The following is a 16,977-nucleotide window of genomic DNA, read 5'->3' as shown; positions in this document are numbered from 1 at the left end:
CCAAGAAGGTTTTTTTATTTCTACAAATCATGTTTTACGTTTGTATTTTGTACTCAAAATCCATTGACAAGTTTGACATTGGTTACACTGTAATGGAATTGTCTGAAAGATTGCGCCGCCATTTGAGTTCGCATAAAGGTTTTGCCGGAAGGGCTAAAGATTGGGAGGTTGTTTATTTCGAGTTGATTGACGATAAAACAAAAGCAATTTTGTGCGAAAAGGAAATTAAAAACTGGAAAAGTAGTGCCAAGATTATTGAACTAATTTCGAAATAGGCTCGTTTATTGCGTCCCGATTGAAAACCGGGAAGGCCGCAGGTTCGAATCTTGCCGCCCCGACCAAAACCTTCTTGTGATCCAAGAAGGTTTTTTTTATTTCTACAAATCATGTTTTACGTTTGTATTTTGTACTCAAAATCCATTGACAAGATTCACATTGGTTACACTGTAATGGAATTGTCTGAAAGATTGCGCCGCCATTTGAGTTCACATAAAGGTTTTACCGGAAGTGCTAAAGACTGGGAGGTTGTTTATTTCGAATTGATTGACGATAAAACAAAAGCAATTTTGCGCGAAAAGGAAATTAAAAACTGGAAAAGTAGTGTTAAGATTATTGAACTAATTTCAAAATAGGCTCGTTTATTGAGTCCCGATTGAAAACCGGGATGGCCGCAGGTTCGAATCCTGCCACCCCGACCAAAACCTTCTTGTAAGCCAAGAAGGTTTTTTTTATGTCCTACTTAAAAAGACTTTGATTCGTTGATTCTTGTTTTTTTTGTCTTCAAATTAGTACTTAATGTGAGAGTGTGAATTTGGTTCTTTTTAACCTTTTTCAAGTTTTTGTTTTAGCCGAAGCTTTTGCGAGTTAATTCTGGTTGTAATTAGATAATGTCGTAAGTCTTTGATATTGAGCCTGTGTTATTTTGGTAGTTATCAAATGTTCTTAAATAAATCTAATTTCAGTCCGTTCTACAGTAATTGAAATTTATTAACTGCAATTTCTGTACTCTTTAAAAATGCAGCGAATTAAATCATAATTATTATTTTGTATTTTTAGCGTACGTTCGCTTGTTTTATGTAAAACTTTTTTATATCATTGTACTATAAAAACATAAGTACCATGGAAAACAAACTTTTACAACAATCTAAAATCAATTTCTCTAATGAAGTAGTAAATTATTATCCTGATATTTTAACGGATGAAGTCATGACTTTTATTGTTGCGCTTCATGAGCACTTTAATGCAAAAAGAAGTGCTTTATTAAATAATAGAATTGCTCATCAAATAAGTTTTGATAAAGGAAATTTTCCTGAATTTCCGAAAGAAACAATTGAGATTAGAAATTCAAATTGGACTGCAGGTACGATTCCGCATGACCTTCAAGATAGACGGGTAGAAATCACAGGACCGGTAGACCGTAAAATGATTATCAATGCTCTTAATTCTGGCGCCAAAACATTCATGGCAGATCTTGAGGATAGCACTGCGCCCTCTTGGAGAAACACGATTGAAGGACAAAAAAACTTAATCGATGCTAACCTTAAAACTATTTCTTTCACAGATGCGCAGCGCAATAAGTCTTATGCTTTAAAATCAGACACAGCTGTTTTATTAGTAAGACCAAGAGGTTTACATTTAAATGAAAGACACCTTTTGATTCATAATGAAATTACTTCTGGAAGTCTAGTTGATTTTGGATTGTATGTTTTTCACAACACGCAAACATTGTTGAATAATGATACAGCACCTTATTTTTACTTACCTAAAATAGAGCATTATGAAGAGGCACGTTGGTGGAATCAAGTATTCGAATTTGCAGAAAACTATTTAGAAGTACCAGTTGGGACTTTTAAGGCGACCGTTTTAATCGAGACAATTACAGCTAGTTTTCAGTTGGATGAAATTATATTTGAACTTAAAGATCATATTGTAGGTTTGAATTGTGGTCGTTGGGATTATATTTTTTCCTACATCAAGAAATTTAGAAACCATCCTGGCTTTGTCGTTCCTAATCGAGATCAAGTGACCATGACTAGCCCGTTTATGGATGCTTATTCAAAACTAGTAATTCAGCGTTGTCACAAAAGAGGGATTCTTGCTATTGGCGGAATGGCAGCACAAATACCGATTAAAAATGACGAGGAAGCAAATGCTGCTGCTTTAGAAAAAGTTAGAAAAGATAAAGAACGCGAAGTCTTAAACGGACATGATGGTACTTGGGTTGCTCATCCTGCTTTAGTTGCAGTAGCTATGGCTGAATTTAATAAACACATGCCAACGCCGAACCAGTTGCAAGTAACACGTAATGATATTATCGTTTCTGAACAAGATTTGGTAGCAATCCCACAAGGAACTGTCACAGAAGCAGGAATTCGAAAAAATATTAATGTGGGTATTTTGTACATTGAATCATGGTTGAGAGGTCATGGTGCTGTAGCGTTATATAACCTAATGGAAGATGCTGCTACCGCAGAGATTTCGCGAACGCAAGTATGGCAGTGGTTAAAAATCAAAGTCAAGCTTGAAGACGGAAGATCATTTAATGTACAATTATATAAAGAATTATTAGATGATGAAGTGGCTAAAATAACAAGGCAAATAGGTGAAGAAAATATAAAAAGCAGCAAGTTACATTTAGCAATCTCACTTTTTGATACCCTCGTGCTCTCTGAAGAATTTGAAGAATTTTTAACCGTACCTGCTTACCAATACATTTAAAAAAAAACAACCCTGCGATTGCGGACACAATCAACAGGATCTAATTACTAGTATTAATAACTAACACAAAATTATGAAAAATTTAGAACAAAGCAATTATAGTTCCGCTTTACAAACGGTAAGAGATTTAAAAGCGAAATATGGGACTACTTGGGACGCAATAAGTCCAGAAAGTGCTGCGAGAATGGCAACTCAAAATCGATTTAAAACGGGTTTAGATATCGCTAAATATACGGCTGCTATTATGAGGAAAGATATGGCAGAGTATGATGCAAATGCTTCTAATTATACACAATCACTTGGTTCATGGCACGGGTTTGTTGCCCAACAAAATATTATTGCAGTAAAAAAACACCATAAGACTACCAGTAAAAGATATATCTACTTGTCAGGATGGATGATTGCAGCATTGCGCTCTGAATTTGGTCCTTTGCCAGATCAATCTATGCACGAAAAAACGACTGTTCCCAACTTAATAAAGGAAATATATGATTTTCTGCGTCAAGCAGATGCTATCGAGTTAAATGATTTATTCAGAAAACTTGAGAAGGGAGAAGATGTACAGGAACAAATCGATAATTTCGAAACACATATTGTTCCCATAATTGCTGATATAGATGCTGGATTTGGGAATGAAGAAGCTACCTATTTATTGACGAAAAAAATGATTGAAGCTGGCGCTTGTGCAATTCAAATCGAAAATCAGGTTTCAGATGCTAAGCAATGTGGGCATCAAGACGGAAAAGTAACGGTGCCGCACGAAGACTTTTTGGCTAAAATTAATGCAATTCGCTATGCGTTTTTAGAATTAGGAGTTGATGAAGGTGTTATTGTAGCAAGAACAGATTCTGAAGGAGCGAGTCTGACTCAAAAGTTACCAGTAAGTACAGAACCCGGTGATTTGGCTTCGAAGTATTTAGCTTTTGTGGAAGCAGAAGAAATATCGATTAGCCAAGCAAGAGAAGATGACGTTTTGCTCAAAAGAGATGGTAAATTAGTGCGACCTGTAAGGCTACCTAATGGTTTATATCAATTTAAAGATGGATCTAATATCGATAGAGTGGTCTTAGATTGTATTACTAGTTTGCAAAACGGAGCAGATCTTTTATGGATAGAGACACCAACGCCCAATGTAAAACAAATTGCGCATATGGTAAACCGAATTAGAGAAGTGGTACCTAATGCTAAATTAGTGTATAACAATTCGCCATCCTTTAACTGGACACTAAATTTCCGTAATCAAGCCTATGATGATATGTTAGCCGAAGGTGAAAACATGACGGGCTATGATAGGAATAATTTGATGGATGTAGCTTATGATAACTCTGAATTATGTCATCGTGCCGACGATAAAATTAGAACGTTCCAAAAAGATAGCTCTAAAGAGGCGGGGATTTTTCACCACCTAATAACGTTACCTACCTACCACACAACAGCGCTTCATATGAATGATTTGTCTCAGGGATACTATGGCAATGAAGGAATGTTAGCTTACGTAAAAGGAGTGCAAAGACAAGAAATTCGAAAAGGGGTTGCTTGCGTAAAACATCAGAGAATGGCTGGGTCTAACCTAGGAGATGATCATAAAACGTTTTTTGCAGGGGAAAAAGCTTTAAAAGCTGATGGAGCTAAAAACACTAGTGATCAGTTTGAAAGTAAAAAAATAGAGCAAAAGAGAGAATTAGTTTTAGAAAAATAATATTTGTTTACTAGAATGTAAAGAGGCTAATCTTTTGTGATTGCCTCTTTTTAGTAAATATATCTTCAAATACTTTCAAATAGTAAGGATAGGGATTGCTATGCTAATTGTATAAATAAAGCTGTGAATTCATCCCTGTTTTTACTTTTTTTGAAGCGGTAAAAAGAGCAAAAAATAATAAAGTATTCCGTAATGAAAGCTATTTGTTTCTACTTTCTTCAATCTTTCTTTTCATTTCTTGGTCTTTTTTTTGTGTAGTTGTAATTGCATATGCAAACGCAATTCCAAAAAGCAGGGTAATTATCCCTGCAAAGTAGGGTATAAAATCAGTCATTTTTATTTTTCTTTATTAGATGTAAGTAAATGCCAAAACATAAGATCGATGGTACCCAAAGTCCAATGAATATAGCTTGATTTTCAAAACCATTAAAAAACAAAACTTCTGAATAAATTAAAGAAGCAAAAGCAGCAACGAATAGCAATTTGTCTGTTAAATCAAATTTATAAAACATATTAAAAGAATTATTTTGTCCTACTCTGTGGCTTTTCGGAATACGCCCCGTTTTTGGTGGGTTCTGGACTCCACTTTGATTTTAGATATATTTTCGAATAAAAATTAAGTTGTGAGTGATTTTACTCTAGAGGTAAAGTACTGCTGTCAGTAGGATACTAGACACTATGATATTGAAAATGAAGTACTCTTGTAAATGTAGTAGAATAGATTGGCTAAAAAAAGTATTTTAATCTAAAAGAATACAGTTTAGAACAATACTAAACATTCTGTGTTTTTTTCTGATACAATTAATAAAAGGTATTAATTAATTTAAAAGTAAAATTTTAGAGTTGTCAAGGTACTTTGCTGTATTCTAATAGTAAATAGTTCCGTGTTAAAATGTATTTGTTTGTAAGTCGATGACTCTAGGGAAAATCCTTTCTGTTTCTGCAGAAAGGGTTTTTTTATTACCAAATAGCAAAAACTGATTGCAGCTTTTAAGTATTTCGGTAAATAAAACTTATTTTTGTACTGTTTTTAAAAAAAATAGAATAGCACTATGTCAGATACAATCGAAAAAATAAAATGCCTAATTATAGGTTCGGGACCAGCAGGTTATACAGCAGCAATTTATGCAGCTAGAGCTAATATGAATCCTGTAGTATACCAAGGAATGCAACCGGGTGGTCAATTAACGACTACTAATGAAGTAGAGAATTGGCCTGGTAATCCAGAAGGAATTACAGGACCTGAAATGATGGTGGGATTGCAAGCGCAAGCAGAGCGTTTTGGTACAGACGTACGTGATGGATGGGCTACTAAAGTTGATTTCTCAGGTGATATTCATAAAGTATGGATTAACAATACCATCGAATTACACTGTGAAACAGTTATTATATCCACAGGTGCATCGGCTAAATATTTAGGATTAGCATCTGAGCAACATTACCTAAAAATGGGTGGTGGAGTTTCGGCTTGTGCTGTTTGCGATGGTTTTTTCTACAGAAATCAAGAAGTGGTAATTGTAGGAGCAGGAGATTCTGCTTGTGAAGAAGCACATTATCTTTCTAAATTATGTAAAAAAGTAACCATGCTAGTAAGAAGCGAAAAATTCAGAGCCTCTAAAATCATGGAAGAACGCGTTCGTAAAACCGAGAACATTACTATTTTAATGAATCATGATACGGTTGAGGTACTTGGAGACGAGCAAGTAGTTACTGGCGTAAAAGCATTGAATAAAACTACCAATGAAGAATTTGATATTCCTGCTACTGGTTTCTTTGTAGCTATTGGACACAAACCTAATACTGATATTTTTAAGGACTTTATTACTCTTGACGAAACAGGTTATATTGTAAATACTCCAGGTAGTTCTAAGACAAATGTTACTGGTGTTTTTGTAGCTGGTGATGCTGCTGATCATGTGTACCGTCAAGCAATTACTGCTGCAGGTACGGGATGTATGGCTGCACTTGATGCCGAAAGATATTTAGCTGCACAAGAATAAAAAAATAATTAGATTTAGAATAAACATAAAAGTCCCATTTACAATTTGTAACATGGGACTTTTTTTGTTTTAAGCTGAGGTAGAATTACTTCTTTTTTAATAATTTAGCTTCATCATCAAATCGTTTTATTTCAATTTTAGGATTTCCATAAAGTTGAATTTCAGATCGTTCACTAGCGCTAATTTCAATTTCTTTTTCTGCATTAACACTGCACGCTGCTGATTGTTCTGTGATGATTATAAGTTTGTTAATTTGTAGTTTTTCAGCGGTAAGCTGAGTAGTGTTATCCAGCCTAATTGCTCCTGTCTTAGCTGCTCCTTCTATTCTTGCCACTGTCTTTTGGTATTGGTCAAAAGTAAAGTCGGTTACATTTACTAATGCTTTTAATTGCGAACTCTCGCTCATCACGATTTTTGCAGTCTCACCTTTAAGATTTAATTCCAAGCTAGATTTATTGTCGGTTTGCAATGCAAAGTTTTTTGCCACAATGTTTACAAATAGTTTAGAATCATCTATAGATTTTAAGGTCAAATTATCTGTGTGAATTTCTTGAATTGCATTTACTATAGCATCGTTCTTTGTAGTTATGCTATTGATTTCATTTGCGTAAGTGATTCTAACAATTAGTTTCTTAAAACGAGTAATTGTTTTAATGGTATGCAGTTGCAGCGTAGCACCCACGGATGTTATTGCTATTTCATCCTGTAAATTATCATCGGCTTCTATTGATACAAACGAAGTTGCTCCTTTTTCAAGATAAACCTCGATGTTATCATTCACTTCAAGATGGTTAAAGTTGCTTATTTCCTTGACTATTGTTGTTACTATTTTAGAACCTTTTATTCTTTCTTTTTTTTGCGCTACTGCAAAAGAGGTTGCTAATAAGATTAAAAATACGGCTATCGAATGTTTCATTTTCATAGTGTTTACTTTACTGCAAAAGTAAAAAAATCATCCTGACTAGAATGATTTTTTTACGTATTAGGATAATGTTAACCTATATTTTATCGACGCTTCCACCTGACGACACTCGACGTTCCATTGATTTGGGCGTTTTAGAGTATTCAATACTTCCGCCACTTGACGCTTTAGCTTTTAACCTTACAATAGGATGTGTCTTAATAGATGCACCACTAGAAGCTGCCGCTATAACCTCATTTGATAAAAGATCATCAGCTTCAATCTCGCTTCCGCTAGATGAATTAGCATTTAAATCTAAGGCTAATCCATACATGACAATTGTGCTAGCACTACTCGCTTTTGCGTTCACACGATCATATTCCAAATCGAGCTTAATATTAGCTGCACTGGAAGCTCTTATCACAATTTCTTCCCCTTTTAAAGTATTGGTACCTGATATAGAAGATGAGCTTGAGGCTTTTAATTCTTCTATAAGAGGCATTTTTACGATTACTTTTTTAGATTCAATATCAAGGAACGAATTGTAGTCGCAGTCAATAACTAAAACGCCATTTTCTATTCTAGTTCTTATGCTACTGATTAGATTATCGTCGGCTTCAACTGTGATTTCAGTTTTATCTGATTGTTCTAGCACTAGATCGATCGCGTTACTTACTTCTATGCTCTTGAACGGATTAGTTACAGTTCTATTCTCTTTCTCAACAGTGCCGCTACCGGTTATTGATTTTAAGTTGATAGTGTGGTTGCAGGATGCAAACAGCACTGAACATAGTAGTGCAATAACAAATTTTGTTAGTAGTGATATAATTTTGATCATGATTAATTTGTTTTAATAATTATCCCATTTTTATTCACTCTTAGTCGACTAGAACTTTTTTTAGTATTAGTAGAATCAGTAGTTATCGTTACTCCATTTTTGCTAATTATAATTGAATTGTTCTGATCATCCGTTGCTTGAAGATTGATTTCTTCATCATATTCACTGTCAACGTCATCATATTCATTTTCATCTGCTGGACAGTCTAAACAACGTACTTTATTTTCCATTACTTGATATAAATATTTACCAGAGCTATAGTGCAAGTTAAAAAACTCATCGTTAGATCTGTCATATTCTTGAACGCTAGTATCTGCTTTAAAAAGTGTTCCCTCTGGGAGGTACAATGTAATGGCTACTTCTTGATCACGAAATTTATCTTTTAGATTAGAGAGCAGGTAGTTGTCTAAAATGATTTGATTTCCAACTATTTTATAACTGTATTTAATCAATTCGGCTCTTTTTTTAGCTTCAGATAATGAATTTCCTTTTGCTTCTTTCTCTATTTGCAGGTAAGGTAACTTTTCATCTGTACGTTCTATTTTTAAACTTACATGGTTTGAATAAATTACATTATTACTCAAGGAGTCTTGTGTAATTTTAAAATTATCATGATCATCAATGCTTTTTGAATAATAAGCATTGTGCTTGAACTTCACGAATAAAGTGTCATTTGGCATAAGGTTAATTGTTTCTTTTTTCACCACTCGGCCATCAGATGCAAATGCTGATGCTTGCTTAATTCCTAGCGAAATAGCTAAGGCAACAGCGATAATCCACAAAGCTAAAAGTGTGTATTTAGCGATACTTCCTATTGACTTCATCCCAGGAGCTAATAATTTGAACCCTAATACTGTTAAGAAAAAGAACGGAATTCCAACTGCAAAAAACATTAGCAATCCAAACGACCAAATAGGGTAGTCCGTATAATTTCCTGCTTCTACAAATCCTTGCCAAGGAAAATCAATAAAGGCATTTGTACCTAAAGTGAACACGCCTATCAATAAGAAAATCAATGTCGTTAAACCTGTCATAATTAAAATGATACCAAGGAACTTAGCAAAAATCTTAAAAACAGTCATAATAAAGTCACCTAATGAGCTTCCCACTTTACCAGCTCCAGTTTTTATTTGGTTACCGTATTTGTCATAATCGCCATTTTTAAATTTTTGAGATACATTTTCATACTCTTCTCTTACTTTTTTTTCGATGTTCGAGATATTAACAGGCTCGCCAGTCATCTCTAGTTTTTCAGAGGTTGTAATCGCTTCAGGAGTAACTACCCACAAAATGATGTAAGCAATAATACCGGTGCCGAACCCTGCAAAAACTAACAGAATAAGAACAATCCTGATCCATACAGTGTCAATCCCAAAGTAAAATCCTAATCCAGCAGCCACGCCTCCAAGCATGCCTTTGTCTTTATCACGGTACAATTTTCTTGATCTACTACCAGTTGTACTATAATTATACGTTTGCTGATTGTTTGTGTTTTCGTCTTCAATAATATAGTCTTCAGGTTGTCCCATTATGGTAATAACTTCGTCTACATCTTTTAATCCCACAACATGTTTGTCGCTTTTTTGTTTCTCATTTAATAGTTCCGAAACTCTCATTTCGATATCTTTTATAATCTCATCTTGTCCCGATGAGTTGTTGAGAGAACGCTTTATAGCATCAAAATAGCGTGTTAATTTTTGGTATGCATCTTCGTCTATATGAAAGAACATTCCGCCTAGGTTTATATTTACAGTTTTGTTCATGACTTTTATTTTTGGTTGGTTATAAGGTTTACGGCATCAGACAATTCAGTCCAAGTGCCACTAAGTTCGTTCAAAAAGGTTTGGCCTATTTCAGTGAGACCATAGTATTTTCTGGGTGGTCCTGAGGTCGATTCTTCCCAACGGTAGTTCAATAAACCGTCATTTTTTAATCGTGTTAACAGTGGGTAAATTGTACCCTCTACCACAAGTAATTTTGCGTTTTTTAAAGTGTCAAGTATTTCTGATGTATAAGCATCTTTCTCTTTTAGTACAGATAAGATGCAAAACTCGAGAACACCTTTACGCATCTGGGCTTTTGTGTTTTCAATGTTCATAATTTGTTTTTTTGATTTTTTTGTTGATTAAGCTATTCATTTTTTGATTGATAATTGATGATTTTTATTTGAAGCTAATCCTGCTATTCGCTGCAATCTTTTTATTTTTTTTCAAAAAAGTAAAAAGGATTTCCACTGCTATCAGGGCTAGGAGTATTTTATTTGATAAACGGTATGGTGATAGGATATTTATAACGTTCTCCATTTGACGTTTTAATCGCCGCGTATATGATTAAAAAAAACTCCGCTACTTTTAAACAACCAAAAAGAAAAACGGCAGTTAATCCTACAGTTATTAAACCTATTTGATTACTAAAATTAAAATTATTTACGACAAAGTTATCATCGTTGATCACCGCATCTAGGGAAACATTATTAAAAATTGTAACAAGTAAAATAGGAATAGCAATTAATGCTGTAAGGATAGAGTACAATAAAATACTCAATTGAAAATTCAGGACTTGCTTTCCATGAAAATCGACAAATTCTGATTTGTCTTTTTTAGAAGACCATAAAAGTATTGGAAAAATATAATTTCCAAAAGGAATAAAATACTGAGTCAATGTGCTCAAGTGTGTAAAAGTTGCAATGTTTTTTTCGGTTGTGTTTTCCATTTTGATTGATTTTATGCCAATTTTATTCTTGGCTTTGATGATGATTAAAATTAATACAGGTTAGCTTTAGTCGGCCTAGTAATTTCTTATGCAAATATATATCTAAAGAATGGTATCTTGTATCGCATAGTAGTAAAAGTTAACATAAAATTAACAAATTAATTTATTATGTACGCATAGTAATTTTTTGTATTTTAGCCTCAAAACCAGTGTCTATGAAACTTACAGCATCAAAACTCAACAAATTTTTATTTTTTAAATTACCATCTGCTTTTATATGTGGGGTACGTGTAAAAGAATTAGATGAGAGTCATTGTGTTGTAAAAGTAAAACACCGCTGGATCAATCAAAACCCTTTTAATTCCATGTATTTTGCTGTTCAAGCTATGGCGGCTGAGCTAGCAACGGGTGCTCTAGTAATGTACCAGATTCAAAAGAGTGGACGCAAAATATCAATGTTGGTAGCAAATAACAAAGGTAATTTTACTAAAAAGGCGACAGGACTAATAACTTTTGAGTGTAAAGATGGTCATTTAATCGAGCAAGCAATGAAGGCAACTATTGCAACAGGTGAGGGTCAAACTTTTTGGATGAAGTCTATTGGAACTGACGAAAAGGGAATTCAAGTATCAGAAATGGATTTTGAATGGAGTGTACGAGTTAAGTAGTTTCGTTTATTGTAGTAAATATAAATACGTAAAAGCCTCTAAATTTAGAGGCTTTTTTTTGTTTCAAATTTTTATAAAATAGTTTTTTGTCGTGTTGACCACATTGTGAGTTGTAGAATTTGATGTTAGTAGTATCTGTAAATTATAGATTCTGTAGCTTTGTTCCTTAGTTGTGTATTAATCATTATTAGTACTAGAAAATTATAATTTTTTTCGAAATAAAACCAACAAAGGGCAGCTCTATTCGTTTGAATAGTTGATTCAATTAGAACAAATCTTCCTGTCAATTGAACTTCTGAAACTTATTGTATAATAATTTTTCTAGCTATAGCTGCTTTATCAGTTTGTACTTTTGTAATATATATTCCAGGTGCCAGTTTTTTAAGCGGGATTGTAATTTCTTTTTGATCTTGATTTGTGATTTTTGTGTTTATAATATTTTGACCTAAAATATTATAAAGCGTGATTCCTTTTATTTCAATTTCGGTTGGATTATTTACTATAATGCTATTTTGATTTTCTGCATAACGTATTGTGATCGCTTCACTTTCATTTATAAACTCATTGCTGTTTAGTGTCTTTCCATCATTGAATTTTAGGAAGAAACGATCTTCGGTTTTGCCTTGAGAAAGTGTCACTTCAAATGGTGTTGTGGTAATATCGTTATAAGTATCAGTAAGTTTATCATAGATGAAATAGCGTTGTGCCGTATCAAAATTTTCTACTAGATCTAAGTTAAATGATACCTTCCCTTCGGCATCTGTTTTGATACCTATGGCATACGATGCTTTTTCATCAAAATAGCCCTCTCCTTGAATCAATAGTTGGTTATCACCATTAAGGAAGTACATGTCATTTGGAAAATCATCGATATTGAAACCATCATAACCAGGATCGATATCAGAAGTCGCTTTTTCATCCATAAAACCAAGTAGTACCTGACGGTGAAAATCATCATGAGAGTTAAATCCCAATCTTAATTTTTTGTATGTTTCAGTAATTGCAGAATCATTTTCGTTAGTTTTCCAATCTTGTTTCGCTGTTTTTTTTGTTTTGTAAAGGACATTAGAGTTGGCGGCATCATCTTCTTTATAGAAACCGCGCTGACTATTTTTAAAGGTAACGGTACCACCTGAACCTAATTTACCAATTACAAAAAATCCTTGGCCAACTGGAATAAAACGATTAGGAATTCCTCTCGATGGAGTTCCAGACTGAGTAATAAAATCGACTCCAGAGGAAGAAGGAGCAATTCCTCCCGTTAGATTTCGTACTGCGTAACCACCTTGATACGCTCGTAAAATATGTGTGTTATTGGTAGCATAATGCTCCCAGAAGTACAATGTACCGTCTATAGAAGGACTGTTAAAGGACTTTATTGAATTAATGTTATCAGTAATGAAAGCATCAGCATCTAAAGCAGATGGATACGGATTTCCAGCTAATAATAGCTGATCGCTCCCAACAGTGTTAGTCGCTATTGTTCCATTATTAGGTTTTCCTACAAAAGTATACGTTTGATTACCTAATGCACTTCCACTGCCTTTCATCGTAAAGCCTTGACCTACTCTCAGTGGTGCTGTTTCTGCGATTTGAGTCCAATTTGCGTAAGCATTATTTAAGCTATCAAATTTGTACAGCCAATATCTTGCAATGCTAAATGGTGTAGTTGGAGCCCCATCATAGCCACCAGTCCAATTAATATTTTGTGGTATAGTGGTTGATCCGTCTTTCATAACTCCCGAAACGGAGTAATTGCCATTGTTTTGAGCACTACTTATTGGGCTTACGGGTGAACTCCAATAATTATAGTTGTATTTATTAGACTGTCCTAATTGATCTCTTTCAATAGACCCCGAACTTGAAGTTTCAAGAATACTACCTTCTGTTTGGATGAGCTGTGATTTACCTACTAGATCTATTTTTCCATTAATTTTTAAATAATGCGTTACTTCTATCTTATTATTACTGTTAGCTTCAAGAGTATTGCTTTCAACAAGTAATCCTAATAAAGTCTTGTTTCCTGCAGTGGTAACCTTGTTGCTAGTTTTTACAATATTCCAGTCAATATACGTGGATCCATCAATAGCTAATGTATTAGGAATATTCCAAACACTTCCGTTGGTCCACGTACTGGATGTCTCCCATGCAGTATTGGCTGCAGTTGTGTAAGGAAGTGGAGCTGTTTCTGGTTGCGGTGTTCCGATATTAATAAGTCTCCCTTGAATTGCCGTAAGCGATTTTCCTAATACGTTACCATTAAGTATATCAGTTGCTTTATTCATTTGGTAATAACCATCTAAATTAGACCAATTAAGTCCTGGGACTGCAAGTGGGACTATACTACCTTCGATGTTTCCGCTCGAATTTGTAATTTCTTGGTTCATCATTTGGCGAATTTGCTGAGGTGTAAGCTCTAATTTCCAAATACGTAGTTCGTCCATCCAACCATTAAAGAAATTAGAAGGGGTACCAGCTGTTTGACCCGTCGCTCCTAGAAGGGAATTTGAATTATTATTTAGCACCGGGTTAACTCCACTAACTTGTGTTTGTACAGCAATCCCGTCGATATAAAGTTTGTAGTTAGTGCCATTAAATGTTACTGCGACATGATACCATCTCCCGGTATTTATAGGATATTGAGATGTTATTGAGCTATTGTTCCAATTGAAAGAGATTATATTATTTACCAATCTTAAGTCATATCCGTGAGTTGTATTTGTACCCAAACGCTTAGAAAATATCGTTTGCCTGTTAGTGTTTGAAGCGTTTGATTTAATCCAGACTTCAATGCTAAACGCTCCAGTATTTAAGCTGTAATTCTTGTTGAAAGTTACATGATCATCTACGCCATCAAAATTTAAAACGTTACATGGTACAAAAGTGATCAAAACGTCGTCAGTTGTTGCTGCACATCCCGTTGTCCATCGCAATAAATATTGTCCAAAATTAGGACTAGAAAAGGTTGAACTTGGACTTGATATACTAGAGAAGATTTCACCTCCTCCAGTTGGTCCACTAACAATAGTCCAAGTTCCTGTTGTTCCTGTTGTTGCCGCTAAAGTGACAATTTCGCCGCCACAGCTAAGTATTCTATCTGCTCCTGCTATATTAGTGAAACAGCTACTTCCTGTGCTATTTAATGCAACAGTGGTTGGTGTTGTAATTGCGGTATTACATCCTGTAGAATTATCAAAACCTTTAAAAATAGCTTTACTAATTGCATTACCGGATATTACTCCGACACCTGCAATAGTACCACTTACAGATATGACAGAGGTGCAACTATTGTTTATAATTATTGCACAATTCTCTGTAGCCTTTACTCTGAAGGTTAAGGTTGCTAATAAGTCATTTGGGTCTGTATGTAATGGTAAAGTACCCATATCCCAAATAATAGTGCTAGTTGCAGTATCAAAATAGGGTAAATTAGTAGTGGTAACATCTGTGGCTTTAGTTATTGTAATACTTCCTACTTCGAAGTTAATGGTATTCGAAATCGGAATTCTAATTACGGTACTGTTTATCGCCTCTGTACCTTTGTTTTTAATGTTTAAAGTGTAAGTAATGTTTTTACCAGGTGTTACTGTATAAGGCAACGGTGGATTTGTATTGCCGTCTATCGAGGTTACACCCATAAAAGCTTCTGGTTCTGGAACATAGGTCTCTACTGACATGGCTAAACCAAATATAGCGTAAAGTTCTCCTACGGTACCATATCGGAAGGTAGTGCTGGTTTGGTTATTACCTAAAACGGAATTACCAGGATTGTTAATTTCAAACATACTCAAATCAACTCCTGTGTTATTTACTATGTTTGGGTTTCTAGGATTACCTCCTGTAAATATTGACGAATTAAAAAAATTGGTTGTTGTATTTCCAGAATGAGATAAACTCGTGTAATTACTTGCAGCTGTTGGCGTTGCAGCGTTGGTGAGAGTGTTATTTCTTATTTTTAAGTAATCTCCGGTAACACCAGCATCTCCTTCACTAGCCATTACTCCCAATTTCATCTTTACTGGACCAGAGGGAACTGTTTTAAATCCATCAACAAATATTTCACCAAATTGATCCCCATTTGAAACTACCAGCGCATGACCATCAAAAAGTGTAACATCGCGGTATTTCATCAAATCATTTTCATAAATTATAACCATACCCCAGCCTCCAACGAAACCCGTGCCATCACCTTTTCCTTCTACAATTGCTAAATCAGCTATGGTATAATTTCCAATACCATTCGCTTTAACGTAATCGGTAATTTCTTTATAACCTACAAAAATACCTGAGTGTGTGCTTAAATTAACTGGATATTGAATGTCCGAGTTTGTAGCAGTCATAACCGTGTAAGCAGTCTCATTTGGACCTTTGATTGACACCTTTCTTTTATCAAATGGTTTGGTTACACCGTTCTTGGTTACATTAAAAGTATACTGGCTACTGTTAGATCTACCAGTCCAATATAACCCTGCATATAAAATTCTAGAGCAATTAGGTAGTGCTCCATTTTCATTTGATAGCTGTAATTCTGCAGATGAGGAATTGAATGTTGATGGATCACTATCTACATCAACAAAAATCATATTCTCAGTATTGTTATTAACTGCATCACCATATGCTGCCAAGGTTAAATTGGTATTTCCAATCATTGTAAAGTCACCTTTGATTCTATAGTTCAACTGTGTTGGAGTAGCTGCTGCGGCTCTTTGTGTAAATGGTTTTACTACAGTAGCTTGCGCGATTGTTTTGAGAGGATTTAATACAAATAATATTAAAATTATTTGCACCGCAATTTTGCAAATTAAATTGTTTACGTGTAAAGTTTTATCCATAACTATTATTTATAGTTGCTGCTACTGCTGTTTTTCTATGTACAAATTCAAAAAGGAATGTATTTTGTGTAGTTAAATACAAATACAAAAATAATTTTTTTCGGTTAATAAACACGTTGTAATGCATTTAAAATCGATTAAATACATTATTAGTTATTTAAATAAAGTAAATTATTACAAAAATATATTTTTTAATTATAAAGTGATACTTTCTTCAAGCATTTTAATATTAAATAGCTATAAGGTGTTTTACAAAGTTGGTACAAAGGATATTTTGAATATGTTTTATAAGTCTAATTGCAAGATTAAATAGTCTCCATTTTTTTTAATAATAAAGAACAGTAATCAGAAGTGAACCATCATTAAAAATGAAAATTAGAATAGCTATTTTGTATTATTAATTTTGAAAAAATATATAGGGCGTCTTTTTGGAATGGTTTTTCTATCAGAGCTTATGGGATAGTGTTGAATCCTACAAAAAAGGTACCTTTTATAAAGGCACCTTTTTTGTAAAATAATACAATTGTATTCTCTGGTCTATATTAAAACTGTAATAGTAAGAGTGATTAAATTCTCGTTTCTAGTCTTGCAAAAGAAGGTAGTGTAAAT

At 34.1% G+C, this 16,977-nt stretch carries 13 protein-coding genes; 6 read left to right on the top strand and 7 right to left on the bottom strand.

What is annotated here, in order from left to right:
- The first annotated feature begins 29 nt into the window (after nucleotides 1–29).
- From H8R22_RS07890 to H8R22_RS07875, 4 genes are all read left to right on the top strand, one after another.
- Entirely contained in the window at nucleotides 30–275 is a 246-nt protein-coding gene (locus H8R22_RS07890; protein ID WP_187009913.1) for a GIY-YIG nuclease family protein, read from the top strand.
- Nucleotides 276–386: 111 nt separating this feature from the next.
- Complete coding sequence (locus H8R22_RS07885) at nucleotides 387–632, top strand: GIY-YIG nuclease family protein (protein ID WP_187009912.1); 246 nt, start codon at nucleotides 387–389, stop codon at nucleotides 630–632.
- 487 nt (nucleotides 633–1,119) lie between these two features.
- The gene (aceB, locus tag H8R22_RS07880; RefSeq protein WP_187009911.1) at nucleotides 1,120–2,718 is read left to right on the top strand and encodes a malate synthase A; all 1,599 of its coding nucleotides are present in this window, start codon (nucleotides 1,120–1,122) and stop codon (nucleotides 2,716–2,718) included.
- A gap of 73 nt (nucleotides 2,719–2,791) precedes the next feature.
- The gene (locus H8R22_RS07875; protein ID WP_187009910.1) at nucleotides 2,792–4,417 is read left to right on the top strand and encodes an isocitrate lyase; all 1,626 of its coding nucleotides are present in this window, start codon (nucleotides 2,792–2,794) and stop codon (nucleotides 4,415–4,417) included.
- Between the two features lie 199 nt (nucleotides 4,418–4,616).
- On the opposite strand, the gene H8R22_RS15670 is transcribed toward H8R22_RS07875, so the two are convergent.
- A complete protein-coding gene (locus tag H8R22_RS15670; RefSeq protein ID WP_262891046.1) occupies nucleotides 4,617–4,751 on the bottom strand; it encodes a hypothetical protein in 135 nt (44 codons plus the stop codon).
- A 718-nt stretch (nucleotides 4,752–5,469) separates the two neighbouring features.
- On the opposite strand from H8R22_RS15670, the gene trxB reads away from it, so the two are divergent.
- Complete coding sequence (trxB, locus tag H8R22_RS07870; protein ID WP_187009909.1) at nucleotides 5,470–6,417, top strand: thioredoxin-disulfide reductase; 948 nt, start codon at nucleotides 5,470–5,472, stop codon at nucleotides 6,415–6,417.
- A gap of 85 nt (nucleotides 6,418–6,502) precedes the next feature.
- Here the strand turns inward: trxB and H8R22_RS07865 are convergent, their stop codons facing one another.
- The 5 genes from H8R22_RS07865 to H8R22_RS07845 all read right to left on the bottom strand — a co-directional run bounded on the left by H8R22_RS07865 (nucleotide 6,503) and on the right by H8R22_RS07845 (nucleotide 10,868).
- Nucleotides 6,503–7,333: a GIN domain-containing protein gene (locus H8R22_RS07865; RefSeq protein WP_187009908.1), complete on the bottom strand. Its 831-nt coding sequence runs from the start codon at nucleotides 7,331–7,333 to the stop codon at nucleotides 6,503–6,505.
- Nucleotides 7,334–7,415: 82 nt separating this feature from the next.
- Nucleotides 7,416–8,156 carry a head GIN domain-containing protein gene (locus H8R22_RS07860; RefSeq protein WP_187009907.1) on the bottom strand — a complete coding sequence of 247 codons (741 nt, stop codon included), beginning with the start codon at nucleotides 8,154–8,156 and terminating at the stop codon, nucleotides 7,416–7,418.
- Between the two features lie 2 nt (nucleotides 8,157–8,158).
- On the bottom strand, nucleotides 8,159–9,919 hold the full coding sequence (locus H8R22_RS07855) for a PspC domain-containing protein (RefSeq protein WP_187009906.1): 1,761 nt from the start codon (nucleotides 9,917–9,919) through the stop codon (nucleotides 8,159–8,161).
- Between the two features lie 5 nt (nucleotides 9,920–9,924).
- Entirely contained in the window at nucleotides 9,925–10,254 is a 330-nt protein-coding gene (locus H8R22_RS07850) for a PadR family transcriptional regulator (protein WP_035667768.1), read from the bottom strand.
- A gap of 158 nt (nucleotides 10,255–10,412) precedes the next feature.
- Nucleotides 10,413–10,868, bottom strand: coding sequence for a DUF4870 domain-containing protein (locus tag H8R22_RS07845; RefSeq protein ID WP_187009905.1), 456 nt, complete (start codon nucleotides 10,866–10,868; stop codon nucleotides 10,413–10,415).
- Between the two features lie 215 nt (nucleotides 10,869–11,083).
- Here H8R22_RS07845 and H8R22_RS07840 point away from each other — a divergent pair, with 215 nt between their 5' ends.
- The gene (locus H8R22_RS07840) at nucleotides 11,084–11,536 is read left to right on the top strand and encodes a DUF4442 domain-containing protein (protein ID WP_187009904.1); all 453 of its coding nucleotides are present in this window, start codon (nucleotides 11,084–11,086) and stop codon (nucleotides 11,534–11,536) included.
- A 302-nt stretch (nucleotides 11,537–11,838) separates the two neighbouring features.
- Here the strand turns inward: H8R22_RS07840 and H8R22_RS07835 are convergent, their stop codons facing one another.
- Nucleotides 11,839–16,368, bottom strand: coding sequence for a LamG-like jellyroll fold domain-containing protein (locus tag H8R22_RS07835; protein ID WP_187009903.1), 4,530 nt, complete (start codon nucleotides 16,366–16,368; stop codon nucleotides 11,839–11,841).
- Nucleotides 16,369–16,977: the final 609 nt, after the last annotated feature.

The sequence above is a fragment of the Flavobacterium kayseriense genome (genome assembly GCF_014305095.1).
Classification (GTDB): Bacteria; Bacteroidota; Bacteroidia; order Flavobacteriales; family Flavobacteriaceae; genus Flavobacterium; species Flavobacterium kayseriense.
Note: the sequence above shows the minus strand (reverse complement) of the source record. Positions and strands in the feature narration are given on the sequence as shown.

What these genes read in the sequence shown, in the direction of transcription:
- H8R22_RS07890 (WP_187009913.1), top strand. Translation starts at nt 30, where the DNA reads ATGTTTTACGTTTGTATTTTGTACTCAAAATCCATTGACAAGTTTGAC.
- H8R22_RS07885 (WP_187009912.1), top strand. Translation starts at nt 387, where the DNA reads ATGTTTTACGTTTGTATTTTGTACTCAAAATCCATTGACAAGATTCAC.
- aceB (WP_187009911.1), top strand. Translation starts at nt 1,120, where the DNA reads ATGGAAAACAAACTTTTACAACAATCTAAAATCAATTTCTCTAATGAA.
- H8R22_RS07875 (WP_187009910.1), top strand. Translation starts at nt 2,792, where the DNA reads ATGAAAAATTTAGAACAAAGCAATTATAGTTCCGCTTTACAAACGGTA.
- H8R22_RS15670 (WP_262891046.1), bottom strand. Translation starts at nt 4,751, where the DNA reads ATGACTGATTTTATACCCTACTTTGCAGGGATAATTACCCTGCTTTTT.
- trxB (WP_187009909.1), top strand. Translation starts at nt 5,470, where the DNA reads ATGTCAGATACAATCGAAAAAATAAAATGCCTAATTATAGGTTCGGGA.
- H8R22_RS07865 (WP_187009908.1), bottom strand. Translation starts at nt 7,333, where the DNA reads ATGAAACATTCGATAGCCGTATTTTTAATCTTATTAGCAACCTCTTTT.
- H8R22_RS07860 (WP_187009907.1), bottom strand. Translation starts at nt 8,156, where the DNA reads ATGATCAAAATTATATCACTACTAACAAAATTTGTTATTGCACTACTA.
- H8R22_RS07855 (WP_187009906.1), bottom strand. Translation starts at nt 9,919, where the DNA reads ATGAACAAAACTGTAAATATAAACCTAGGCGGAATGTTCTTTCATATA.
- H8R22_RS07850 (WP_035667768.1), bottom strand. Translation starts at nt 10,254, where the DNA reads ATGAACATTGAAAACACAAAAGCCCAGATGCGTAAAGGTGTTCTCGAG.
- H8R22_RS07845 (WP_187009905.1), bottom strand. Translation starts at nt 10,868, where the DNA reads ATGGAAAACACAACCGAAAAAAACATTGCAACTTTTACACACTTGAGC.
- H8R22_RS07840 (WP_187009904.1), top strand. Translation starts at nt 11,084, where the DNA reads ATGAAACTTACAGCATCAAAACTCAACAAATTTTTATTTTTTAAATTA.
- H8R22_RS07835 (WP_187009903.1), bottom strand. Translation starts at nt 16,368, where the DNA reads ATGGATAAAACTTTACACGTAAACAATTTAATTTGCAAAATTGCGGTG.